The following is a 22,567-nucleotide window of genomic DNA, read 5'->3' as shown; positions in this document are numbered from 1 at the left end:
CTCGTTGGGCAGCGCATGAACCAGTTCACCCAGCGCTCCCTCGCCGTCCTCGCCCTCGCCGGCGCCGCCCTCTCCCTGCCCGCCGCCGCCCATGCGGACGGACCGGGCCGCAGTGGTCTGGTCAGCGGCGGCGAATCGTCCGACGTCACCTCGGACGGCGTCGGTCACGACGTCAACAAGGGCGTCGGCAAGCTGCTCTTCGACCGGCCGCTCGCCGCGGTGGAGGGCGTGAACACGGGGCACGTCATCTGAGTCCGTAGCGCCGGCTCCGGGAGCCTCGGCCCTGGACGCCCGGGCGCCGCCCCCCGGCCTCGCCCACGACCCCGCATCGCGACCCCCGCGCCGCGCAACCCCGCCCCGCCCCGATCGTTGGCAGCGCATGAGCAATCTGAACAGCACGAACCGTCCCCCGCGCGCCCTCGCCGCCGCCCTCCTCCTCGCCGCCGGTACCGTCCTCGGTGCGGGCGCCACCAGCGCCCAAGCCGTGCCGGTCGACCTGCCCGGCGGCGGTCTCGTCGGGATGCTCGGGGTCGGGGCCGCGGACGCAGGCCCGCAGGGGGCCGGCGGGGGCGCGCAGAGCGCTGTCATCGGGGGGAACGCGTCGGAGCAGAGCATCGGGAGCTGAGGCGGCGGGGGAGGGAGGGCAGGGGGGACGGGCTGGGGTGGGCGGCGGCCGGCCGCCCCGGCCACCCCATAGGCTCTCCCGTCATGCCTCGGAAACCACGTCCGTCCATCGCCGTCCTCGTCGGGGCGGTCCTCGCCGCCCTCGCCTCCTGTCTCACGGCCGCCGGGCCCGCCCAGGCCGCCATGCCGTTCGGGGAGGTCGACGCGGCCACCGTCGCCGGCTTCCAGCTGCGGCCCGGGAACACGTTCGCCGACAACGACGCCGCCATCAAGGCCGTCGAGGCCCAGGGGGCCGTCACCGTCCGCAACGCCACCCAGGTGCTCACCTCTGGCGGGCGCACCGGCCGGCCCGGCCTGTGTCACGCGACCGGCCTCTCGGCCTCCCTCAGCCCCGCCGGCTTCTGCTGGGACAAGGCCGACGACACCTCCAACTCCTACACCGACGCCGGAGGGTGGACCCCGCAGGGCCTCACCGGCTCGTACGACGCCCAGCCGGGCGGGCTGTGGGACGGGCGCCCCGCTTTCCTCGCCTCCTGGCACTTCAGCCGCGGCATGCAGACCGGCGGCGCCCACGTGGCCAACGAGTTCAGCCGGGTCAGCCTGGTGAACACCGAGGCCGGGCAGGTCCGTTACCACCACCTGCTCCTCGTCCGCCCCACGCTCGGCGCGGACGGCAAGGGCGGCTTCACCGGTGTCTCCAGCCACAGCGACGGCGTCGTCTGGTACGGCAACAAGGTGTTCGTCGCCAACGGGCGCTGGCTCCAGGTCTACGACCTGCGGCACATCTGGCAGGTCAACTCCAGCACCGAGGCCGTCGGCGTCTCCGGCTCCACCTCCTCCGCCCGGTGGAGCTCGTACGCCCTGCCGATGATCGGCGAGTACGTCACCACCGCCGACGGCGGAGCCTGCTCGACCGGCACCGGCGACCGGCCCTGCCTCAACTCCCTGAGCCTGGACCGCACCGGCCAGGACGGCCTGGTCTCCGCCGAGTACAGGCCGGGCGCCGCCGGCGGCCGCGTCATCCGCTGGGCCCTCGACGCGAACACCGCCCTCCCGTACGGGCACGCCACCGTCGCCTACTCCTCCCCGGTCTGGGCCATGCAGGGCGCCGCCACCGACGGCACCGACTGGTACCTCGCCGGCGACTGCCCCACCGGCGTCGGCGGCGGCTCCGGCGACCCCTCGGGCGCCCCGTACTCCTGCATCCACAAGGCCCGCGCCAACGCGGCGCCGCACGTCCTGACCACCGCGCCCGTCTACACCCAGAACCTGGGCTACGACCCGGCGAGCGGGCGGATCTGGGGGCTCAACGAGCGGATCAACTCCACCGAGGGCGTGCGGGTCGTCTTCTCCGTCGACCGGGCGTAGCCCGCAGGTACCTCTAGCAGGACGTGTCGGCGGCGGTGGCCGGTGCGTCCGCCGCCTCCACCGGCAGTTCCGCCGTCACCCGGTAGCCGCCCCTCTGGCCCGGGCCCGAGGTCAGGGTGCCGCCCGCCGTCGCCATGCGCTCGGCCAGGCCCTTCAGGCCGCTGCCCGACAGGCTGTCGGTGCCGGTGTCCGGGGCACCCCGGCCGTTGTCCGTGATCGTCAGGCGGACGCGCTCCGGGGTGCCGCCGAGGTCGATCTCGCAGCGGGTCGCGCCGCTGTGGCGTACCGCGTTGGTCGCCGACTCGCGGATGACCCAGCTCAGCAGGGCCTCGGTCTGCGGCTGCAGGGGCGGGCCGGACTGGCGGACGACCGGTTCGATGCCGGCGGAGGTCAGGGCGTCGCGGGCGCGGTCGAGTTCGGTGGTGAGGCTGCCCTCGCGGTAGCCGGTCACCGCCTCGCGGATCTCGGTGAGGGCCTGGCGGCCCACCGACTCGATGTCCGTGATCTGGCCGAGGGCCGCGTCCAGGTCGCGGGGGGCCAGGCGGCGGGCCGCCTCCGCCTTCACGACGATGACCGACAGGGTGTGGCCCAGCAGGTCGTGCAGGTCCCGGGAGAAGCGCAGGCGTTCCTTCTCCACCGCCGTGCGGGCCAGCTCCTCGCGGGTCGCCTCCAGCTGCCGCACCGTGCTGTGCAGGGCGAGGATCGCCGCCGTGACCATGGTCGAGATGAACGTGCCGTACACGATCCCGAACGAGTCCCAGTCGTCCTTCCAGAACGTCACCACCGCGACCGCCGCCACCAGCGTGAAGGCGATCACCGGCAGCCGCCGCCCGCCCCGGGCGACCGCGCCGACCGCGAGGCCCAGCAGCGGGAAGAAGAGCAGCCACTCGTCGCCGTACGCGATGGCGAGCGTGAAGGTGAGGGCCGTGAGGGTGCCGAGGAGCGCCCAGGTGAGGCGGGTGTCGCGGCGGCTCTCGACGAAGGCCCGGATGACGACCGTGATGTAGAGGGTGTTGAAGGCGAGGATCCCGATCGCGCCGACCCACGGGTTGGCGATCTTTCCCTGGAGGAGGTTGGAGACCGCGCCCAGGCCCATGAGCAGCCAGGGCATCAGGCTCAGGCCGCTCGGGCCGCGGTCCTGCAGCCTCGCCGTCCTGCGTCGCCAGAAGTCCGTCATCGCTCTCTGCCCCCTCCGTCACGCGGTCCGTGCGGAACGACGGTACGAGAACGCCGCGTACGCGCCGAACACCGCCGCCCACGCCACGAGCAGGGCGAGCGTCGCCGCCCCGGGCAGGGAGCCCTCCGTCATCGCCTGGCCGAGCTCGGAGAAGCGGTAGGTGGGGGTGTACGAGGAGACGGTGGCCAGCCACTTCGGGAAGAGGTCGACCGGGAACCACAGGCCGCCGACCACCGAGAGTCCCAGGTTGCAGGCCACGTTGACGACGCCGGTCGTCTGCGCGGAGAGGCGGTAGCCGTTGCCGAGGCCGAGGAGGGTGAAGGGGAGCGAGCCGGCCCACAGGACGACGGCGAGCACCGCCCACTGCCAGGCGTCGAGCCGTACGCCGTTGGCGAGGCCGCCCGCGAGGAGCACCGCGGTGATCGCGGGGAGCACCACGACCGTGCCGGTCAGCGCGCGGCCCGTGACCACCTGCCGCGGGGTCATCGGGGTGATCCGCAACTGGCGCAGCCAGCCGGAGGACTTGTCCTCGGCGACGCCGGTGCCGAGCGACAGGGCGGCGCCAAGCGCGCCGTACGCCGCCATGCCGACCATCATCGCGGTCTTCACGCCGGGGTCGTTCTGGCCGCCGAGGTTGGTGAAGAGGAGGTACATCATGACCGGCACGCCGATCGAGGAGATCGCGAAACCGACGTCGCGCAGCGTGCGGCGGACTTCGAGGCAGACGTACGCGGTGATCATCGGGACAGCTCCAGGGCCGGGCCGGCGGGGGCGGACGGGGCGGGTGCGGAGGCGCGGGTGAGGGCGAGGAAGGCGTCGTTGAGGGAGACCGGGGTGACCTCCAGGCTCCGTACGTCGCCCCGCGCGGCCAGCGCGAGGACGGTCGCGTCGGAGTCGTCGCTGCGCAGGTGGGCGCGGTTGCCGCGGATCTCCACCGCGGTGACCCCCGGCAGCAGGGTGAGCCCCTCGCTAGGGCGGCCGGCCAGGTCGAAGGAGACGGCGGTGCCGCCCACGGTCCGCTTCAGCTGCTCGGCGGTGCCGTCGGCGACGACGCGCCCGGAGTCGACGACGACGATCCGGTCGGCGTGGGCGTCGGCCTCCTCCAGGTAGTGGGTGGAGAAGAGGACGGTGTTGCCGCGCCGGGCGTAGCCGCGCATGGAGTCCCAGAAGGCCTCGCGGGCCTCGACGTCGAGGGCGGCGGTCGGCTCGTCCAGGACGATCAGCTCGGGGTTGCCGGCCAGGGCGACGGCGAACCGTACGCGCTGGGCCTGGCCCCCGGAGAGGCGGTCGACGCGGCGGTCCGCGAGGGCGGTGAGGCCGGCGAGCTCCAGGGCCTCGGCGACCGGCAGCGGGGCGGGGTAGGTGCGGGCGACGAAGCCGACCAGCTCGCGGACGGTGACCCGGGGGACCGGGCGGACGTCCTGCAGCATGGCGCCGACCCGGCCGTCTTCGACCGCCCGGGCGGGCGGCCCGTCGAAGAGGCGCACCTGCCCGCGGTCGGGCTCGTCGAGGCCGAGGAGGAGGTTGATGGTGGTCGACTTGCCGGCGCCGTTGCGGCCGAGCAGGGCGACGGTCTCGCCGCGGCGGATGGTGAGGTCGACGCCGTCCACGGCGCGGACCTGGCCGAAGGTCCGGGCGACCCCGGTGAAGGCGACGGCGGTTCCGTCGGCGGCCGCGCTCCCGGCGGTCCGTGCTGCTGCTGTCTTCATGACCACGAAACTACGGAGCGGGGGAGGGGGCCCGGCAGGCTGCCGTGTACGGACATGGCCGTGACAAATGTCCTGGGTCCGGCGGCGTCCGGCGGCCGTGGGAGGTGCCCCGGCGTAGCGCGGGGCCGGCGGTGCACGGGCCCCGGAGACGGCGCCACGGCGTACCGCCACGAGCATTTCTGACGTACCGTCAGGAGGGTTCCCAAGCACCGGGCCCTCCGCTATACATGGATCACCGAACTGGAACGCGTTTCACTTTCGCGGTCCTCCCTCGGTCCCGCACGGCCTCGGCGCGGTCGACGGTGCGGACGGCCGCGCCGAGGTCTCCACCTGCCAGGGCCCCCTCGGGCCACCAAGGAGCAGCAACGCGATGCCCATTGACGCCGCCAAGGCCGTCGCCGCCGAGCCCCGCAGCGCGGAGATCGGCTGGGACCACAAGGACGTCCAGCTCTACCACCTCGGCCTCGGCGCGGGCGTCCCCGCCACCGACCCCGACGAGCTGCGCTACACCCTCGAATCCCGGCTGCACGTCCTGCCCAGCTTCGCGACCGTCGCGGGCGCCGGCATGGGCGTCGTCGGCGGTCTGTCCGCCCCCGGCATCGACATCGACCTCGCCGCCGTCCTGCACGGCGGACAGGCGATCACCCTGCACCGCCCCCTGCCCGTCTCCGGCAGGGCCGTCTCCACCTCCCGCGTCGCCGCCGTGTACGACAAGGGCAAGGCCGCCGTCCTGGTGCTGCGCTCCGAGGCCGCCGACGCCGACGGGCCGCTGTGGACCAGCGACGCCCAGATCTTCGTCCGCGGCGAGGGCGGCTGGGGCGGCGACCGCGGTCCCTCCGAGCGCCTCGACGTGCCCGACCGCGCGCCCGACGCCACCGCCGAGCGGCCCGTCCGTGAGGAGCAGGCGCTGCTCTACCGCCTCTCCGGCGACTGGAACCCGCTCCACGCCGACCCCGAGTTCGCCAAGCTGGCGGGCTTCGAGCGGCCGATCCTGCACGGCCTGTGCTCGTACGGCATGACCCTCAAGGCGGTCGTCGACACCCTCCTCGACGGCGACGTCACCCGCGTGCGCTCCTACCGCACCCGCTTCGCCGGGATCGTCTTCCCCGGCGAGACCCTGCGGATCCGGATGTGGCGGCAGGGCGAGGACCGGATCCAGGTCACCGTCGGCGCCGTCGAGCGCGACGACGCCCCCGTACTCGCCGACACCGTCGTGGAGCACTCCTGACCGCTGCTCGCCGACCACCTCACCGCTGCTCTCCGACCGCCTGACCATGGCTTGTCCCACCGTCTGGCCGCTGCTCGCCGACCGCCTGACCACGGCTTGTCCCACCGTCTGATCGCAGCTCGACCGACCGACCGTCCGCCCGTCCGTCCGACCGCCGGTCGTCCCACCGTCTGATCGTCTGATCGTCCGATTGGAGCCGCACCCATGCGCGCAGCCGTACTGCACGAGATCGGCCAGGACAAGCTCGAGGTCCTCGACGACGTCGAAGCGGTGGGCTTCGGCCCCGGCAAGGTGAGGATCCGGGTCCGGGCCACCGGACTCTGCCACTCCGACGTCTCCGCCATGAGCGGCGTGCTGCCGCAGCCCGCGCCGTTCGTCCCCGGACACGAGGGCGCCGGCGAGATCGTCGACATCGGCGACGGCGTCACCGGGCTGAGCGAGGGGCAGCGGGTGCTGCTGTGCTGGCTGCCCGCCTGCGGTAACTGCCCCTCCTGCAGGCGCGGCCAGACCCAGCTCTGCCTGGCCGGCTTCATGAACGCCGGAATCCCCAACTTCAAGCGGCCCGGCGGCGACGTCTTCGGCTTCGCCGGGACCGGCACCTTCGCCGAGGAGGTCGTGGTCGACGCCGGCTGCGCCGTGCCGATCCCCGACGACGTGCCCTTCGACATCGCCGCGCTCATCGGCTGCGGGGTGACCACCGGACTCGGCGCAGCCATCAACACGGCCAAGGTGGAGGCCGGTTCGTCGGTCGCGGTGATCGGCTGCGGCGGCGTCGGCATCTCCGCCGTCCAGGGCGCCAGGCTCCAGGGTGCCGCCCAGATCGTCGCCGTCGACCCGGTCGGGTCCCGGCGCGAGGCCGCCCTTCGCTTCGGCGCCACGGAGGCCGTCGCCCCGGACGGGCTCGCCGACGCCAAACAGCGGATCACCGGCGGCGAGGGCTTCGACTACGTCTTCGAGGTCGTCGGAAGGTCCGCCACCGCGCGGACGGCCTACGAGACGACCCGGCGCGGCGGCACCCTCTGCGTCGTCGGCGCGGGCGCCCTCGACGACCACCTCCAGCTCAACATGTTCGAGCTGTTCTTCGACGAGAAGCGGATCCTGCCGTCCATGTACGGCGGCGGGGACGTGCTCCGCTCGTACGAACGCGCCATCGCGCTGTGGCGGGCCGGCCGCATCGACCTGGCGTCCCTGATCACCCACCGGGTGCCGCTCGCGGGGATCAACGAGGCGCTGGAGCAGATGCGGACGGGCGTGGCGCTGCGCACCTGCATCGAGATCTGACTTCGCCAGAGAAAACGTGCGACGACTGTGAGAGGACCTGATCTTCCATGTCACTCCCTCTTGAGGGCCTGAGCGCGATCGTCACGGGCGCCGGCCGGGGCCTCGGCCGGGCCGAGGCCCTGGAACTGGCCCGGCTCGGCGCGGCCGTGGTCGTCAACGACTACGGCCAGGCCGGGCGCGACGGCTCCGGCGAGGCGTCCGCGGCCCCGGCCGAGGAGGTCGCCGCGGAGATCCGCGCGGCCGGCGGCCGGGCCGTCGCCCACCTCGGCGACGTCGCCGACTTCGAGACCGCCCGCGGCCTGGTCGACCTGGCGGTGGGCGAGTTCGGGAAGCTGGACGTCCTGGTCAACAACGCGGGCATCCTGCGGGACCGGATGGTCTTCTCGATGAGCGAGGAGGAGTGGGACTCGGTGATCCGGGTCCACCTCAAGGGCCACTTCAACACCACCCACTTCGCGGCCGTGCACTGGCGGACCCGGGCCAAGGCGGGCGAGAGCGGCGTCTACGGCAGGATCGTGAACACCTCCTCCGAGGCTTTCCTCGCCGGTTCGGCCGGACAGCCCAACTACGCGGCGGCCAAGGGCGGGATCGTCGGACTCACGACCTCCACCGCACTGGCCCTCGCCAGGTACGGGGTCACGACCAACGCCATCTGCCCGCGGGCCCGTACCCGGATGACCGAGGACGTCTTCGCCGGCTTCGCCGAGCCGACCGCCGACGACGAACTCGACCCGCTGTCGCCGGAGCACGTGGCGCCGCTCGTGGGCTATCTCGCCTCCCCGGCGGCGGCCGGGGTCAACGGACAGCTGCTCGTCGTCCACGGCGGCATGGTGGCGGTCGTGGACCGGCCGAAGGTGTCCGCCAAGTTCGACACGGCGAAGGACGCCTTCACGTACGAGGAGCTGGACGGGCTGCTCACCCCGCACTACGCGGCCCGGCCGGCGGGGGAGACCTTCGCGGCGGCCGAGGTCCTCGGCCTCAAGAAGGGCTGAGAGCAGGGCGGCGGCCGTTCGCGCGGTCCTCGGCCCTCCTCGGCCCCCGGGAAGGGCTGGACCCCGGCAGCGGCCGGCCTGCGCAGGCGGGCGGGCGGGCGCACCGGTCGACCGCACGGGGTGCGGTGGGGAAGGCGAACGGGGTGTGGTGGGGAAGGCGAACGGGGTGTGGTGGGGAAGGCGAACGGGGTGCGGTGGGAAAGGCGAACGGCCCCCGGACTTCTCGTCCGGGGGCCGTTCGCCTGCTCGCGGGAACCTCACTGCGCCTCGGGCTCGCGCCGGTGGCGGCCGTGCGGGGAGGACGAGGAGTCCTCCGCCGGCGCGGCCTGCCCGCGGTGCTTGCCGGAGCCGCGCGGCTCCTCGACGTGCGTCCTGCTGTCCGACATGGCCGTCGTGGTCATGGTGGAACTCACCCCGTAGTCGTCACTCTCTTGCTTGTGCGGCTACGAGAGTTTAACCAGCGGGTTTACGGTCCGTCAGCGGAGCCTGTTGCAACGGCACCGGGCGGCACACCCGGGGTTCCGGAGGGGCCGGTTCCGTCTCCGGCGGAGGCTCCTCGTCCGGCTCCGCCAGGGCGGCGAGCCCGCACGGCACACCGGCCGTCGCGTACGGCAGCCGTAGGACACCGGAGGCCGTCCACAGGCCCGCACCGGCCAGCCAGCCCGTGGGTACGGCCGATTGGCGCATCCGGCGCCCGGACGGCCGCCACGTGCCGACCCAGCTGCCGGACGCCGCGTCGATCCGCAGGGCGACGGCGCAGCTCTCCGGCGTCAGCACCTGACCCGGCTGCACCGCGAACGGCGTGACCGCCGCGTCGTCGAGGCGCAGGCAGTCCGGGAAGCGCACCGGCAGCAGGCTCCCGAGGACGCCCCAGCCGAGCCGGTCGTGTCCCGGCGACGGCGCGTCCGAGCGGATGAGGAGCAGCCCGCTGTCCGGGTCCGCGAGCAGCAGCCGGTCGTTGCTCTCCTCCGTGATCTGGAGCAGGGGCGTGACCTCCCCGCCGCGCTCCAGGTCGATGGTGACCGCCTTCACCGGGCCGCCGTCGGCCGGCTGCCGGTCGAGGGCCAGTATCCGGCCCGTCCTGTCCAGCCAGACGCCGCCGGTGCAGCGGCCCGGGATCCGGGCCACCTGCTCCGGGCCGAAGGCCCCGCCCGCGACCAGCCACAGCGTGGTCGTGTCCGTGCCGACGCACAGGGCGTACGCGCAGATGCCGTCCGGCGAGGGCGGGAGCAGCACCAGCCGCCCCGGACCGGGGGCCTCGACGGCGCCCAGCGCGAGCTCGCCGGTCTCCGGACCGGTCGGGTAGAGCAGCGAGAACGTGTACCGGTGTCCGTCCACCGCGCGGCCGATCAGCACCCGGCCGTCCGCCAGCGGGCACAGCAGGGCGCCCGGCTCCTCGGGCTGGGCGAGGGGGAGCGGCACCGCGTACGGCTCGGGGCCGTCCAGCGTCCACCGCTCCACGTACAGGGCGTCCCCCGAACCGGCGAGCCGCGCCGCGTAGGCGCCGTTCGCGGTGATCGTGAATCCTCCCGGGCCGGCCGGTGTGGGCCAGAGGACGTCGCCGTCCCCGGCGGCCGTCTCGATGGCACAGGCTGTCATCGACTCGTCACCTCCGGCAACGAAGCTAGTTTTCGCACTTCCAGCCGAACAGCACAAGCCCTTTCACTTCACCCCAAAGGGTGGCCGCCCGGCGTTTCTCCTGAGCGGACGGGGCGGGTTGTGCTGGCGTGGCGGGTGGTAGGTAAGGTAAGGCGACCCTAAGTGGAGGCTGTGGCTCCGCGTACGGGTCGTGAGCTGCCGTTTCCCCGGACCGGCCGCACGCACGTCCGCCCGAACGCCCACCCGAACGCGTACAGGAGACCCGCCATGTCCCTCCGCCGCCGCGGCACCGCCGCAACCGTCCTCGGCCTCGCCGCCGCGCTCACCCTCGCGGCCTGCGGAGGCGGTGACGGTTCCGCGGGCGACGCCGCCGGGAAGGACGAGGGCGGCAAGAAGAAGGACGTCGCCGTCGGCGGCAAGGACTTCGGCGACGCCGCCGCCAGGACGGCCGCCCTGGGCACCGACGCCGAGCCCGGCCGGTTCCCCCGCACCCTCACCCACGCCCTCGGGAAGACCGAGATCCCGGCCGCCCCCAAGCGCGTGGTCGTCCTCGACGTCGGCGAGCTCGACAACGTCGTCTCCCTCGGCATCAAGCCCGTCGGCTTCGCCCCCTCCGAGGGCGACGACGGCATCCCCGCCTACCTGAAGAAGGACGCCGGCAGCCCGAAGTCCGTCGGCACCATCAACAACCTCAACCTGGAGGCGATCGCCAACCTCCAGCCCGACCTCATCCTCGGCAGCCAGCTGCGCGCCGCCGACAAGTACGACGAGCTGTCGAAGATCGCCCCCACCGTGTTCTCCATCCGCCCGGGCTTCACCTGGAAGGAGAACTACCTCCTCAACGCGGCCGCCCTGGACCGGACCGCCGAGGCGAAGACGAAGCTCGCCGCGTACGAGACGAAGGCCCGGCGGCTGGGCGCGGACATCGGCCCGGACAAGCCGACCGTCTCGATGGTCCGCTACCTCCCGGGCAAGATCCGCCTCTACGCGAAGGCCTCCTTCATCGGCACCATCCTCCAGGACGCGGGCCTGCCCCGGCCCGCGAACCAGCAGGTGAACGACCTCGCCGTCGAGGTCAGCCCGGAGAAGATCGACCAGGCCGACGGCGACTGGATCTTCACCGGCGTCTACGGCGACCCCAAGGCCACCAAGCGCGACACGGCCCAGGCCAACCCGCTCTGGAAGAACCTCAAGGCCGTCAAGGCGGGTCGGGCGAAGGACGTTCCGGACGAGACCTGGTACCTCGGTCTCGGCGTCACGGCGGCGAACAGCGTGCTGGACGACCTGCGCGCCGACCTCGTGAAGAAGTAAGAGGCAGGACCTGATCCGGCAGGACCTGATCCGGCGGGACCCGATCCGGCGGGACCCGATCCGGCGGGCCGCGCCCGCTGGGCGCGTCCGCCGCGTCGGGGGGGTCGGGGGTTGGTTCCGTGTCCGGGGGCCGGGGCCGCAAGGCGGGCTGCGGGTTGTCCGGGGCGCGGGTCCGCGGGGGTGGGCTGGGGTCGCGGGGGGCATGCGGGCCGGGTGCGCGTGGGGCGGGGGTGCCGAGTGTGTGCGGAGCCGCGGCCGTCGCTCACGGGCGGGTCCGGCTGCTCACGGGCGGGTCCGGCCGCCCATGGGCGGGTCCGGCTGCTCACGGGCGGGTCCGGCCGCCCACGGGCCGGTCCGATCGCCCACGGGCGGGTCCGATCGCTCACGGGCGGGTCCGATCGCCCACCGGCCGGTCCGACCGCCCACCGGCCGGCTCCCGGGCCCGGCCTCGGCGGACGGGCGCCCGCGGTGCGTTGTCCACAGGCCAGGACGGCGGGGCACGGAGGGCAGGTAGCCTTTCCCCCGTGCCCCGTCTGTCTGAAGTCATCGCCGAGCTCGACGCCCTCTGGCCGCCCGAGCGGGCCGAGCAGTGGGACGCCGTCGGCACCGTCTGCGGCGACCCCGACGCGGAGATCCGCCGCGTCCTCTTCGCCGTCGACCCCGTCCAGGAGATCGCCGACGAGGCGATCTCCCTCGGCGCCGACCTCGTCGTCACCCACCACCCGCTCTACCTGCGCGGGACGACGACCGTCGCCGCCTCCCATTTCAAGGGCCGCGTCGTGCACACGCTGATCAAGCACGACATCGCCCTCCACGTGGCGCACACCAACGCCGACACCGCCGACCCGGGCGTCTCCGACGCCCTCGCCGGCGCCCTCGACCTCAGGGTCACCGGACCGCTCGTCCCCGAGAACAACCTCGGCCGGATCTGCGAGCTCGACCACCCGGAGACCCTCGCCGCATTCGCCGCCCGCGCCGCCAAGCGGCTGCCCGCCACCGCGCAGGGCATCCGGGTGGCCGGCGACCCCGACATGGTGCTGCGCCGCGTCGCCGTCAGCGGCGGCTCCGGCGACAGCCTCTTCGACGCCGTGCGAGCGGCCGGCGTGGACGCCTTCCTCACCGCAGACCTGCGCCACCACCCGGTCTCCGAGGCCACCCAGGCCGCGCACTCCTCCTCCGGCCCGCTCGGGCTCGTCGACGCCGCCCACTGGGCCACCGAGTGGCCCTGGTGCGAGCAGGCCGCCGCGCAGCTCGACTCGATCTCCGACCGTCACGGCTGGGACCTCCGCGTCCACGTCTCGAAGACGGTCACCGACCCCTGGTCCTCCCACCACACCTCCCCTGGAGCCCCCAACTGAACGCCGCGCCCGCCGACCAGATCCGACTCCTCGACGTCCAGGCCCTGGACGTACGCCTCCAGCAGCTCGCGCACAAGCGCCGGTCGCTGCCCGAGCACGCCGAGATCGAATCGCTGAACAGGGACCTCACCCAGCTGCGCGACCTGCTCGTCGCCGCGCAGACCGAGGAGAGCGACTGCGCCCGCGAGCAGACCAAGGCCGAGCAGGACGTCGACCAGGTGCGCCAGCGCGCCGCGCGCGACCAGCAGCGCCTCGACTCCGGAGCCGTCTCCTCCCCGAAGGACCTGGAGAACCTGCAGCGCGAGATCACCTCGCTCGCCAAGCGCCAGGGCGACCTCGAGGAGATCGTCCTCGAGGTCATGGAGCGCCGCGAGTCCGCGCAGGAGCGGGTCGCCGAGCTGACCGAGCGGGTCTCCGCCGTCCAGGCCAAGGTCGACGACGCGACCGGCCGCCGGGACTCGGCCCAGACCGAGCTGGACGCCGAGAGCACCTCCGTCGCCAAGGAGCGCGAGCTGGTGGCGGGCTCCGTCCCGGCCGACCTGATGAAGCTGTACGAGAAGCTCCGCGAGCAGCAGGGCGGGGTCGGCGCGGCTCGGCTCTACCAGCGCAAGTGCGAGGGCTGCCACATCGAGCTGAACATCACCGAGGTCAACGAGGTCCGCGCGGCGGCGTCCGACACGGTCCTGCGCTGCGAGAACTGCCGCCGGATCCTCGTCCGCACCTCGGAGTCCGGCCTGTAATGACGACGTCGAGGGAGCTGATCGTCGAGGCCGACGGCGGCTCCCGGGGCAACCCGGGACCCGCCGGCTACGGCGCCGTGGTCCTGGACCCCGCGACGGGGGAGACCCTGGCGGAGCGGGCCGAGTTCATCGGCGTGGCCACCAACAACGTGGCCGAGTACAAGGGCCTGGTGGCCGGCCTGCGGGCCGCCCACGAGCTCTTCCCGGACGCCACGGTCCACGTCCGCATGGACTCCAAGCTGGTCGTCGAGCAGATGTCCGGCCGCTGGAAGATCAAGCACCCCGACATGAAGCCGCTGGCCGCGGAGGCCGCCCGGATCTTCCCGGCGGGCCGGGTCCGCTACGAGTGGATGCCGCGCGAGCGCAACAAGCACGCGGACCGGCTGGCCAACGAGGCGATGGACGCGGGACAGCGGGGCGAGCAGTGGTCCCCGTCCGCCTCCACGGCGGCCGTCGACCACACCGCGGCCCTGGCGGCCGCCCGCAGCGCGGCCGGCGACGCGACGGCGGGCGCCGCCAAGGCCCGCGCGGCCCTGGCGGGCGCCGGCGCGGATGCCGACACCTCCTCCCGGGCCCTCCCGGCCCACGGCCCCTCGACCGGGGGCCTCTCGACCACCGGTTCCCCGGCTCCGGGCGCCCCGACCGGTGCCGCCGCCGACGCACTGTTCCCGCCCGACGAGGCGCTCGGCGCCCGGGCGCGCGCGTCGCTCGCGGCCGCGGCGACGGCCGACCGCGAGGTCGCGACCACGCCCGCCACCGGCGACTTCGAGGCGGAGGCGGGCCGGAACGCCCTCACGGGCCACGCGGCCCGCGCCGCGGCCGGCACGAGCACCGCGCCCCGGACCGGTACGGACCCCACGGCCACCGCCGAGGGCGCCACGGCCCCGTCCGGTGCCCCCGCCCAGGGCTGGGCCGGGCCCGACATGGGCGCGCCGGCCACGTTCGTGCTGCTGCGGCACGGCGAGACGGCCCTGACGCCCGAGAAGCGCTTCTCGGGAAGCGGCGGCGCCGACCCCGAGCTGTCGGCCGCCGGCCGGCGGCAGGCCGAGGCCGTGGCCGCGGCGCTCGCCGCGCGCGGGACCATCCAGGAGATCGTCAGCTCGCCGCTCACCCGCTGCCGCCAGACCGCCGAGGCAGTGGCCGCCCGCCTCGGCCTGGACGTGCGGATCGAGAACGGGCTCCGTGAGACCGACTTCGGCGCCTGGGAAGGCCTCACCTTCGGGGAGGTCCGCGAGCGGTACCAGGCCGACCTCGACGCCTGGCTGGCCTCTCCCAAGGCCGAGCCGACCGGCGGCGGCGAGTCCTTCGCGACGGTCGCCCGCCGCGTCGCGGCCACCCGCGACCGCCTCGCCACCGCCCACGCGGGCCGCACCGTCCTCCTCGTCACCCACGTGACCCCCATCAAGACCCTGGTCCGCCTCGCCCTCGGCGCACCGCCGGAGTCCCTCTTCCGCATGGAGCTCTCGGCGGCGTCGATCTCGGCGGTGGCGTACTACGCGGACGGCAACGCGTCCGTCCGCCTCCTCAACGACACGTCCCACCTGCGCTGACCGAGGCAACGCGTTCTGTCGGCGCCTCGGTTGCCGTCCGCTCGGCGGTCACTCCGGCGTCGGGTCCGACGGCTGATCCGTAGGGCGCTGCCGCCGCGCCCGGCTCCTACGACCGCGAGCCGGCGTCCCGCGCCCCGCTCAGCTGGCCGCGGCGAGCGCCGCCGCCTCCCGCGCCAGGGCCTCCACCCGGCCCCAGTCGCGGGACGTGAGGGCGTCCGGCGGGAGCATCCAGGTGCCGCCGACGCAGGCGACGTTCGGGAGGGAGAGGTAGGCCGGGGCCGAGGCGAGGGTGATGCCGCCGGTGGGGCAGAAGCGGGCCTGGGGGAGGGGGCCGGAGAGGGACTTCAGGTACGGGAGGCCGCCCGCGGCCTCCGCCGGGAAGAACTTCATGTCCGTCACCCCGCGTTCGAGCAGCGCCACGACCTCCGTGGTCGTCGACACGCCCGGCAGGAAGGGCACGCCCGAGTCGCGCATGGCGCCGAGCAGTCCGTCGGTCCAGCCGGGGCTCACGAGGAAGCGGGCCCCGGCGCCGACCGCGTGCCCGACGCCGTCCGGCGACACGACCGTACCCGCGCCGACGACGGCCTCCGGGACCTCGTCCGCGATCGCCCGGATCGCCGCCGGGGCGGCCGGGGTGCGCAGGGTCACCTCGATCACCGGCAGCCCGCCCGCCACCAGGGCGCGGGCCAGCGGCACGGCGTCGGCGGCGTCCTCGATCACGACGACCGGGACGACGGGGGCGGCCGGGGCAAGGTCAAGCACGCTCGTCATGTGCCCATCCTGCCGACGGCAAGCGGAGCCTGCAATGAGCGTTGCGTATGCTGCAATGGGTCTCGGAGTCGCGGTGGGGCCTCACCCTGTGCGGGCGGCCCTCGGCCGGGCTCACCCGCCCGGGGCCGGAGCCGCGGCACACCCTTCCCGGAGCCGGAGCCGGAGCCGGAGCCGGAGCCGGAGCCGGAGCCGGAGCCGGAGCGCACCCTTCCCAAGGCCGGAACCCGGGGCCGGAACCCGGGGCCGGAGCCAGGGGCCGCAGCCCGGGCGCACCCCTCCCATGGCCGGAGCCCCAGGGGCGCAGTCCCGTGTGAAGGACGCCCCGGCGTCAGTGGATCTCGTCCACCAGCACGTCCAGCATTCCGGCCTTCTCGCCGTCCTCCACCACGTACCCCAGGTCCCGCAGCGCCTCCGCCAGCTCCGCCCGGCCGGCCGGCTGCGCGCCCGACTCCAGGAGGCTGCGGACGATGCGGCCCTTCGTCGCCTTGTTGAAGTGGCTCACGACCTTGCGGGTCGGCGCGTGCAGCACCCGTACCGCCGCCGTGCGCTCCGCGAGCTCGCCCTTCGGCTTCCACGCCGCCGCGTACGCAGACGAGCGCAGGTCCAGGACCAGCCCGCTGCCCGCCGCCTCCGGCAGCACCGAGGCCATCGCGCCGCGCCAGTGCGCGCCGAGCGCCCCGATGCCGGGCAGCTTCACCCCCATCGAGCAGCGGTAGGAGGGGATCCTGTCCGTCACCCGGACAGCGCCCCACAGGCCCGAGAAGACGAGCAGCGACCGGGCGGCCCGCTTCCTGGCGGGAGCGTCCAGGGTGTCCAGCCCGAGCGCGTCGTACAGGACGCCCGTGTAGATCTCCCCGGCGGGCCGCGCCCCCGCGGTCCGCAGCTCCACGTTCTTGGCGATCTCGCCGCGCAGGCCCTCGCTCAGGCCCAGCACCTCGCGCGCCTTCTCCTCGTCGGCGGCGCACAGCTCGACCAGCTCGTCGAGGACCGCCGCCCGCGCCTCCGCGAGCCCGGGCAGCGACAGCGACTCCGGCTTGAGCGGCGCCCCGCGCCCCGAGGACGCCTTTCCTTCGGAGGGCGGCAACAGGACGAGCACGGCGGTTCTCCTTCGTACGTACGGGGGTGGGGGTGCGGCCCCAGAGAGCCAGCGTACGAGGTGCCGGGCACCGGACCCCGCCATACGCTCGGTCCATGCCCCGCCGCCACCTCCACGTGACCGCCGCAGCGGACACCCCGCTGCGGGCCGCCCTGCGCGCACTCCGCACCGAGCTGGGGATCCCCGAGGCCTTCCCGCCCGCCGTCATCGTCGAGGCCGAACGGGCCGCCCGGGAGCCGAACCTCCCCGAGTACGACGCGACCGACATCCCCCTCTTCACCATCGACCCGCCGGCCTCCCGTGACCTCGACCAGGCCATGCACCTGGCCCGCCGGGCCGACGGCGGCTATCGCGTCCACTACGCCATCGCCGACGTCGCCGCCTTCGTCGTTCCCGGCGGGGCCATCGACGCCGAGGCGCACCGGCGGGCGACGACCCTCTACCTCCCGGACGGCAAGGTGCCGTTGCACCCCGCCGTCCTCTCCGAGGGCGCCGCGAGCCTGCTGCCCGGCAACACCGCCCCCGCCCTGCTCTGGCGACTCGACCTCGACGCCGAGGGCCGCCTCGTCACCGCCGACGTCCGCCGTGCCCTCGTCCGCAGCCAGGCCAAGCTCGACTACGCGGGGGCACAGGCCCAGATCGACGGCGGCACCGCCGAGGAGCCGCTGGCCCTGCTCCCGTACGTCGGACGGCTCCGCGAGGCGCTGGAGATCGAACGCGGCGGGGTGTCCCTCAACGTCCCCGAGCAGGAGGTCGTCGAGACCGACGGCACCTACACCCTCGCCTACCGGGCCCCGCACCCCGTGGACGGCTGGAACGCCCAGATCTCCCTGCTCACCGGCATGGCCGCGGCCGACCTGATGATCGCCGCGGGCACCGGCATCCTGCGCACCCTGCCGCCCGCCCCGGACGGGGCCGTCGCCCGGCTGCGGCTCTCCGCGAAGGCCCTCGGCATCGACTGGCCGCACCACGTCTCCTACGCGGCGCTCATCCGCGGGCTCGATCCGCACAACGGCCGGCACGCCGCCTTCCTCCAGGACGCGACGTCCCTCCTGAGGGGCTCCGACTACACCCCCTTCACCGGCGGGCACGTCCCCCCGCTCGCCGTGCACGCCGCCGTCGCCGACGAGTACACCCACTGCACGGCACCGCTGCGCCGGCTCGTCGACCGGTACGCGGGCGAGCTGTGCCTCGCGGCCGTCGCCGGCACGGCGCCCCCGGAGTGGGTCCTCGGCGCCCTCGACGGACTGCCCCGGGACATGGCGAAGGGGACGAAGCTCGCCAACACGGCCGAACGGGAGTCCGTCGACATCGTCGAGGAGGCCCTGCTCAGCAGCCGTGTCGGCGAGACCTTCGACGCGGTCGTCATCGACGTCAAGGAACACGAACCGGACGTCGGCACCGTCCACCTGGAGGACCCCGCGGTGATCGGCCGGGTGCTCGCCGACGGGGCGGCACTGCCGCTCGGGGACCGGCTGCGGGTCAGACTGACGCAGGCGGATCCAGGGCGGGCGAAGGTGCAGTTCGCGCCCGTGTGAGGGCCTGGGCGAGGGCCCGGCGCAGCGCCCCGGGGTCGTCGGCGTGCAGCCGTACCGTCCGGACGGGGCGGGGCGCGCCGAGCAGCCGGGGAGCGTCGAGCGGCCGGGTGAGCTCCAGGGTGAGGGAGGTCTGCGAGCCGACGGCCAGGTTCAGCTCGTCGTCCTTCCTCTCGTGCGTGAACAACGACTCGTGCCGGACGGCGGCGATCCGGTCCAGCGGGATCCGCACGTCCACGTGCGCCGCCTGCCGCACCCGCAGCGCGTCCGCGGTCAGCACGTGCGGGCGGGTGGCGGAGGCCGCGTGCAGGCCCAGCACGAAGAGGACGGTGTACACGTCGAGGACGAGCACGACGGCGTGGACGACCGGCCAGTCGGCGAGCAGGTACGACATGCCGACGGTCTCGACGCAGCAGACGAAGGCGAAGCCGTACATGAGGGCGGCCTGGTCCCGGGCGTGGGGGAACGCCTCCGCCCCCGGCCCGTCCACCCCGTGCGGCCGCCGGGCCACCCACCGCCCGAGCCCGGCCATCAGCCGCAGCTCATGGCGTACGAGCCGCAGCACGGGTTCCGGCACGAGCGTGCGCACGGCCTCCCGGTTCGTCCGCCCCCGCCGCCGCAGCCGCAGGAAGGCGACGCCGTTGGCGAGCAGCAGCAGGCCCACGGCCGTCTCGGCGCCGGCGAGCAGGGCCGGCGGGATCCGCACTCCCGCCACCAGGCACACCACGAGCACGAACTCGACGGGCAGCAGCGCGTACGCGAACCAGGCCGACGCCCGCCTCACCGCGCACGCTCCGCCACGAGACGCAGGGCCCGCCGTACCGCGGCCGCCTGCGCGGGCGCCAGGTCGCCGAAGAACACGTCGGCGAGACCGCCCTCCGGCACCTCGGTCCCGGCCTCGTCGGGCAGCACGGCGGCGAGCGCCGCGGCCGCCTCGGCGACCAGCGGATCGTCGGGCGCGAGCCCGGCCAGGGCGTCGAGGCGGGCGTAGATCGCGGACGCCTGACCGGCCGCCCCGCGCATCAGCCCGATCAGCTTCTCCCGCTCGCCGGCCGGCACGACGGTGTCGAGCAGCGTCAGCACCGCCCGGTCCTTCGCGGCCATCGGCGAGTCCGCCACCGCCGCGTGGCCGCCCAGCTCGGCGAAGAGCCCGGCCAGCTCGGGCGACACCGGCCCCTCGGCCGTCAGCCGCCCGGCGCGCGCCTCTCCGAGCAGCTCGGCGAGGCGCTCCCGCCGCTCTTGGATCACCCGTTCCTGCCGCCCCAGGTCCGCGTCCAGTTCCTCCAGCACCTCCACGAGCTCCCGCCCCTCGTCGTCGGCGAGCACGTCCCCGACCTCGTCGAGCCCGAGCCCCAGCTCGGTCAGCCGCCGGATCCGCGCGAGCAGTACGGCGTCCCGGACCCCGTACTCCCGGTACCCGTTCGCCCGGCGCACGGGCTCCGGCAACAGCCCCATCCGGTGGTAGTGCCGCACGGCCCGCGGGGTCACCCCGACGAGCGCGGCGATCTCGCCGATCCGCATGCCCTTGGTCATGCCCTCAGTAGAAACCTTGACGCTGCGACAAGGTCAAGTGCGCTCCGGCCGGAGCCGCCTCCTCTGACCGGGGGCGGCCGGAAGGGCGGGTAGCATGGTCGGCACGGCAGACGAGCCGGGCGGGCGGCCGCGTGGGGATCCTCGGATCCTCCCGAGGAACGTCCGGGCTCCACAGGGCAAGGTGGTGGCTAACGGCCACCCGGGGTGACCCGCGGGACAGTGCCACAGAAAACAGACCGCCGGGGACCTCGGTCCCCGGTAAGGGTGAAACGGTGGTGTAAGAGACCACCAGCGCCTGAGGTGACTCAGGCGGCTCGGTAAACCCCACCAGGAGCAAGGTCAAAAGGGGACACCCCGGTGTCCCTGCGCGGACGATCGAGGGCTGCCCGCCCGAGTCCGCGGGTAGACCGCACGAGGCCGGCGGCAACGCCGGTCCTAGATGGATGGCCGTCACCCCGACGACCGCGAGGTCCCGGGGTACAGAACCCGGCGTACAGCCCGACTCGTCTGCCCCTCGACACCGAAGCCCCCGCCACGGCGGGGGCTTCGTCGTGCCGGGGCAGCCAGCAGCCCGTTAGCCCGCAGGGTGGGCGCGCGGCCGTCGCTGCCCCTGAAGCGATCCGCGCGGCGGCCGTGGGAGATGACGGCGCGTGCCGACGCGGAAGCTGAAGCGGCCGCACGCGACGCCAGCCCCGCCCCGTCCCGGCGCCTGGTGCTGCCCGCCGGAAGACCCGGTCTCATGTCCCGGGCGGTCCCGCCCCCGTCCCGGCGGCGGGTGGCTCCGGCGGTTCCCGCAGCGAGCGTTCCGCGACCCGTCGCAGGTGCCCGGTGAAGACCTCCGCGGCGTCCGGTGTCAGCGTCCGCAGTGCGACCATCGCCGTGATGATGACGTCGCACAGCTCGGCCTCGACGTCCTGCCAGCTGTGGCTGTGCCCCTTGCGGGGGTTATGGCCGGTCGCGCCGATGACCGCCTGGGCCGTCTCGCCGACCTCCTCGGACAGCTTGAGGACGCGGAGCAGGATCTCCTGGCCGGGCGGGAGGCTCTGACGGTCGGTGAGCCATTCCTGGAGGCGGTCGACGGTGGGCCAGATGGGGTCGGTCACGGGTGCAGCCTGCCAGGTTCCCGGGGCGGCGGGGGCGGGCGGTGTACGGGTAGGGCATGACCATTTCCGTGGACCGGCTCAGCGACCCCGCCGTGCGGGCCTTCGTCGCCGCCCTCAACGCCAACGACCAGCAGGCCTTCTTCGACGCCCTGGCCCCGGACGCGACCATGTCCGACGACGGTTCGGAGCGTGACCTCCGCGAATGGACCGAGCGGGAGATCTTCTCCTCGGGCGGACGCATGGAGGTCGAGAGCGAGTCCGACGACGGGCGCGCCCTCGTGGCCACGTACCGCAACGACACCTGGGGCGCGATGCGCACCGCCTGGCGTTTCACGGTCGAGGGAGGCCGGATCTCGCGCTTCGAGACCGGCCAGGCCACGCCGTGACCCGGCGGCCGGGCATCCGCCCCGACTCCGTGATCCGGATCCCGGCCGCGTAGTCCGCCCTCGGCTGCGGCAACCCGCCCCCCGCCCGCAGGCCGCCGGCCACCTGGCTATCCGCCCGCATGTCCCAGGCCGCCGGCCACCTGGCTATCCGGCCGCGGGCCCCAGGCCCCAGGCCACCCCGTCACCCGTCCGCAGGCCCCGGCCCCCCGGCCCCCGGCCGCAGGCCCCCGGCCACCACCTCGCCACCCGTCCGCAGGCCCCCGGCCCCCCGGCCACCCCCGTCCGCAGGCCCTCGGCCCCCGGCCACCCCCCGTCCGCAGGCCCTCGGCCTCCGGCCCCCCGGCCACCCCGCCACCCGCCCGCAGGCTCCGGCCCCCGGCCCCCCGCCCGTCCCCTCCCCTACCTCGGGCGGGGCTCTCAGCCCCGCCCGATGTACGGCATGGCCGTCGCCATCACCGTCGCGAACTGCACGTTGGCCTCCAGCGGCAGGCCCGCCATGTGGACGATCGTGGCCGCCACGTCCGCCGCGTCCATCACCGGCTCCACCGCCAGTTCGCCGTTGGCCTGGAGGATGCCGGTCTGCATGCGGGCCGTCATGTCGGTGGCCGCGTTGCCGATGTCGATCTGACCGCAGGCGATCCGGTACGGGCGTCCGTCCAGGGACAGGGATTTCGTCAGGCCCGTCATCGCGTGCTTCGTCGCCGTGTACGCGATGGAGTGGGGGCGCGGCACGTGCGCCGAGACGGAGCCGTTGTTGATGATGCGGCCGCCCTGCGGGGACTGGTCCTTCATCGCGCGGAAGGCGGCCTGCGCGCACAGGAACGAGCCCGTCAGGTTGACGTCCACGACCGTCCGCCACGTCTCGGGGTCGAGGTCCTCGACGGGGACGCCGCCGCCGGCGAAGGTGCCCGCGTTGTTGAACAGCAGGTCGACCCGGCCCCACCGGTCCCGTACCGCCGTGAACAGGGCCGCGACCCGCTCGGCGGAGGTCACGTCCGTCGGGACGCACAGGGCGGCGTCCCGGTCGGGGAAGGCCGCGGCCGTCTCCTCCAGGGCCTGCGCGCGACGGCCCGCGAGCGCCACGCGCCAGCCCGCCTCCGCCAGGGCCCGCGCCACGCTCCGGCCGATGCCCGATCCCGCTCCCGTCACCACTGCGATGCTCATGGGCGCGCAGCGTACGGCAGACGCGTGCCCCATGAACTCATC

The 22,567-nt window shown here is 74.5% G+C and carries 23 protein-coding genes and 1 other RNA gene; 13 read left to right on the top strand and 11 right to left on the bottom strand.

Translation table 11 applies throughout. From position 1 onward, the window contains the following. Positions 1 to 15: 15 nt before the first annotated feature. The 3 genes from ACGF1Z_RS08390 to ACGF1Z_RS08380 all read left to right on the top strand — a co-directional run bounded on the left by ACGF1Z_RS08390 (position 16) and on the right by ACGF1Z_RS08380 (position 1,992). Positions 16 to 252 carry a hypothetical protein gene (locus tag ACGF1Z_RS08390; protein ID WP_393001318.1) on the top strand — a complete coding sequence of 79 codons (237 nt, stop codon included), beginning with the start codon at positions 16 to 18 and terminating at the stop codon, positions 250 to 252. Positions 253 to 379: 127 nt separating this feature from the next. Continuing rightward, positions 380 to 625: a hypothetical protein gene (locus ACGF1Z_RS08385; protein WP_393001316.1), complete on the top strand. Its 246-nt coding sequence runs from the start codon at positions 380 to 382 to the stop codon at positions 623 to 625. Between the two features lie 83 nt (positions 626 to 708). Continuing rightward, positions 709 to 1,992, top strand: coding sequence for a hypothetical protein (locus tag ACGF1Z_RS08380; RefSeq protein ID WP_393001314.1), 1,284 nt, complete (start codon positions 709 to 711; stop codon positions 1,990 to 1,992). Between the two features lie 13 nt (positions 1,993 to 2,005). Here the strand turns inward: ACGF1Z_RS08380 and ACGF1Z_RS08375 are convergent, their stop codons facing one another. Genes ACGF1Z_RS08375 through ACGF1Z_RS08365 form a run of 3 tightly spaced genes read right to left on the bottom strand, consistent with a single transcriptional unit; the run spans position 2,006 to position 4,878 of the window. Beyond that, positions 2,006 to 3,169: a sensor histidine kinase gene (locus ACGF1Z_RS08375; protein WP_393001312.1), complete on the bottom strand. Its 1,164-nt coding sequence runs from the start codon at positions 3,167 to 3,169 to the stop codon at positions 2,006 to 2,008. 18 nt (positions 3,170 to 3,187) lie between these two features. Further along, positions 3,188 to 3,910: an ABC transporter permease gene (locus ACGF1Z_RS08370; RefSeq protein ID WP_393001310.1), complete on the bottom strand. Its 723-nt coding sequence runs from the start codon at positions 3,908 to 3,910 to the stop codon at positions 3,188 to 3,190. Next, the gene (locus ACGF1Z_RS08365) at positions 3,907 to 4,878 is read right to left on the bottom strand and encodes an ATP-binding cassette domain-containing protein (RefSeq protein WP_393001308.1); all 972 of its coding nucleotides are present in this window, start codon (positions 4,876 to 4,878) and stop codon (positions 3,907 to 3,909) included. Before ACGF1Z_RS08365 ends, ACGF1Z_RS08370 begins: the two co-directional genes overlap by 4 nt. Positions 4,879 to 5,248: 370 nt before the next feature. On the opposite strand from ACGF1Z_RS08365, the gene ACGF1Z_RS08360 reads away from it, so the two are divergent. The 3 genes from ACGF1Z_RS08360 to ACGF1Z_RS08350 all read left to right on the top strand — a co-directional run bounded on the left by ACGF1Z_RS08360 (position 5,249) and on the right by ACGF1Z_RS08350 (position 8,379). After that, positions 5,249 to 6,106: a MaoC/PaaZ C-terminal domain-containing protein gene (locus ACGF1Z_RS08360; protein WP_393001305.1), complete on the top strand. Its 858-nt coding sequence runs from the start codon at positions 5,249 to 5,251 to the stop codon at positions 6,104 to 6,106. Between the two features lie 204 nt (positions 6,107 to 6,310). After that, on the top strand, positions 6,311 to 7,387 hold the full coding sequence (locus tag ACGF1Z_RS08355; RefSeq protein WP_393001303.1) for a Zn-dependent alcohol dehydrogenase: 1,077 nt from the start codon (positions 6,311 to 6,313) through the stop codon (positions 7,385 to 7,387). 47 nt (positions 7,388 to 7,434) lie between these two features. Further along, the gene (locus ACGF1Z_RS08350; RefSeq protein ID WP_393001301.1) at positions 7,435 to 8,379 is read left to right on the top strand and encodes a 3-oxoacyl-ACP reductase; all 945 of its coding nucleotides are present in this window, start codon (positions 7,435 to 7,437) and stop codon (positions 8,377 to 8,379) included. A gap of 257 nt (positions 8,380 to 8,636) precedes the next feature. Here ACGF1Z_RS08350 and ACGF1Z_RS08345 read toward each other — a convergent pair whose 3' ends face one another. Then, positions 8,637 to 8,780, bottom strand: a complete 144-nt coding sequence (locus tag ACGF1Z_RS08345; protein ID WP_393001299.1) for a hypothetical protein — start codon at positions 8,778 to 8,780, stop codon at positions 8,637 to 8,639. Positions 8,781 to 8,832: 52 nt separating this feature from the next. Beyond that, the gene (locus tag ACGF1Z_RS08340) at positions 8,833 to 9,978 is read right to left on the bottom strand and encodes a hypothetical protein (protein ID WP_393001297.1); all 1,146 of its coding nucleotides are present in this window, start codon (positions 9,976 to 9,978) and stop codon (positions 8,833 to 8,835) included. 267 nt (positions 9,979 to 10,245) lie between these two features. On the opposite strand from ACGF1Z_RS08340, the gene ACGF1Z_RS08335 reads away from it, so the two are divergent. The 4 genes from ACGF1Z_RS08335 (at position 10,246) to ACGF1Z_RS08320 (ending at position 14,937) form a co-directional block, all read left to right on the top strand. After that, on the top strand, positions 10,246 to 11,289 hold the full coding sequence (locus ACGF1Z_RS08335) for an ABC transporter substrate-binding protein (protein ID WP_393001295.1): 1,044 nt from the start codon (positions 10,246 to 10,248) through the stop codon (positions 11,287 to 11,289). A gap of 524 nt (positions 11,290 to 11,813) precedes the next feature. Then, entirely contained in the window at positions 11,814 to 12,647 is an 834-nt protein-coding gene (locus tag ACGF1Z_RS08330) for a Nif3-like dinuclear metal center hexameric protein (protein ID WP_393001292.1), read from the top strand. Further along, entirely contained in the window at positions 12,644 to 13,387 is a 744-nt protein-coding gene (locus ACGF1Z_RS08325; protein WP_393002433.1) for a zinc ribbon domain-containing protein, read from the top strand. The genes ACGF1Z_RS08330 and ACGF1Z_RS08325 overlap by 4 nt, the downstream gene beginning before the upstream one ends. Further along, complete coding sequence (locus ACGF1Z_RS08320; protein WP_393001290.1) at positions 13,387 to 14,937, top strand: bifunctional RNase H/acid phosphatase; 1,551 nt, start codon at positions 13,387 to 13,389, stop codon at positions 14,935 to 14,937. The genes ACGF1Z_RS08325 and ACGF1Z_RS08320 overlap by 1 nt, the downstream gene beginning before the upstream one ends. 138 nt (positions 14,938 to 15,075) lie before the next feature. On the opposite strand, the gene eda is transcribed toward ACGF1Z_RS08320, so the two are convergent. Beyond that, positions 15,076 to 15,708, bottom strand: a complete 633-nt coding sequence (eda, locus tag ACGF1Z_RS08315) for a bifunctional 4-hydroxy-2-oxoglutarate aldolase/2-dehydro-3-deoxy-phosphogluconate aldolase (protein ID WP_393001288.1) — start codon at positions 15,706 to 15,708, stop codon at positions 15,076 to 15,078. Between the two features lie 328 nt (positions 15,709 to 16,036). Beyond that, the gene (gene yaaA, locus ACGF1Z_RS08310; protein ID WP_393001286.1) at positions 16,037 to 16,804 is read right to left on the bottom strand and encodes a peroxide stress protein YaaA; all 768 of its coding nucleotides are present in this window, start codon (positions 16,802 to 16,804) and stop codon (positions 16,037 to 16,039) included. A 95-nt stretch (positions 16,805 to 16,899) separates the two neighbouring features. On the opposite strand from yaaA, the gene ACGF1Z_RS08305 reads away from it, so the two are divergent. After that, positions 16,900 to 18,342: an RNB domain-containing ribonuclease gene (locus ACGF1Z_RS08305; protein WP_393001284.1), complete on the top strand. Its 1,443-nt coding sequence runs from the start codon at positions 16,900 to 16,902 to the stop codon at positions 18,340 to 18,342. Here ACGF1Z_RS08305 and ACGF1Z_RS08300 read toward each other — a convergent pair. Next, complete coding sequence (locus ACGF1Z_RS08300; RefSeq protein WP_393001282.1) at positions 18,287 to 19,123, bottom strand: hypothetical protein; 837 nt, start codon at positions 19,121 to 19,123, stop codon at positions 18,287 to 18,289. The two genes, ACGF1Z_RS08305 and ACGF1Z_RS08300, sit on opposite strands and share 56 nt — an antisense overlap. After that, positions 19,120 to 19,860: a MerR family transcriptional regulator gene (locus ACGF1Z_RS08295; protein ID WP_393002431.1), complete on the bottom strand. Its 741-nt coding sequence runs from the start codon at positions 19,858 to 19,860 to the stop codon at positions 19,120 to 19,122. Before ACGF1Z_RS08295 ends, ACGF1Z_RS08300 begins: the two co-directional genes overlap by 4 nt. Before the next feature lie 123 nt (positions 19,861 to 19,983). Between ACGF1Z_RS08295 and rnpB the strand changes: the two genes are divergently transcribed. Further along, positions 19,984 to 20,382, top strand: an RNA gene (gene rnpB, locus ACGF1Z_RS08290) — RNase P RNA component class A. A 227-nt stretch (positions 20,383 to 20,609) separates the two neighbouring features. Here the strand turns inward: rnpB and ACGF1Z_RS08285 are convergent. Then, on the bottom strand, positions 20,610 to 20,975 hold the full coding sequence (locus ACGF1Z_RS08285) for a MazG-like family protein (protein WP_393001280.1): 366 nt from the start codon (positions 20,973 to 20,975) through the stop codon (positions 20,610 to 20,612). A gap of 56 nt (positions 20,976 to 21,031) precedes the next feature. Between ACGF1Z_RS08285 and ACGF1Z_RS08280 the strand changes: the two genes are divergently transcribed. Next, positions 21,032 to 21,361, top strand: a complete 330-nt coding sequence (locus tag ACGF1Z_RS08280; protein WP_393001278.1) for a nuclear transport factor 2 family protein — start codon at positions 21,032 to 21,034, stop codon at positions 21,359 to 21,361. A gap of 417 nt (positions 21,362 to 21,778) precedes the next feature. Here ACGF1Z_RS08280 and ACGF1Z_RS08275 read toward each other — a convergent pair whose 3' ends face one another. Further along, positions 21,779 to 22,558 carry an SDR family oxidoreductase gene (locus ACGF1Z_RS08275; RefSeq protein ID WP_393001276.1) on the bottom strand — a complete coding sequence of 260 codons (780 nt, stop codon included), beginning with the start codon at positions 22,556 to 22,558 and terminating at the stop codon, positions 21,779 to 21,781. Positions 22,559 to 22,567 lie beyond the last annotated feature (9 nt).

The organism is Streptomyces sp. NPDC048018 (assembly GCF_043202995.1).
Lineage (GTDB): Bacteria > Actinomycetota > Actinomycetes > Streptomycetales > Streptomycetaceae > Streptomyces.
The sequence above is the reverse complement of the archived record's forward strand: the minus strand, read 5'-3'. Positions and strand labels throughout refer to the sequence as shown.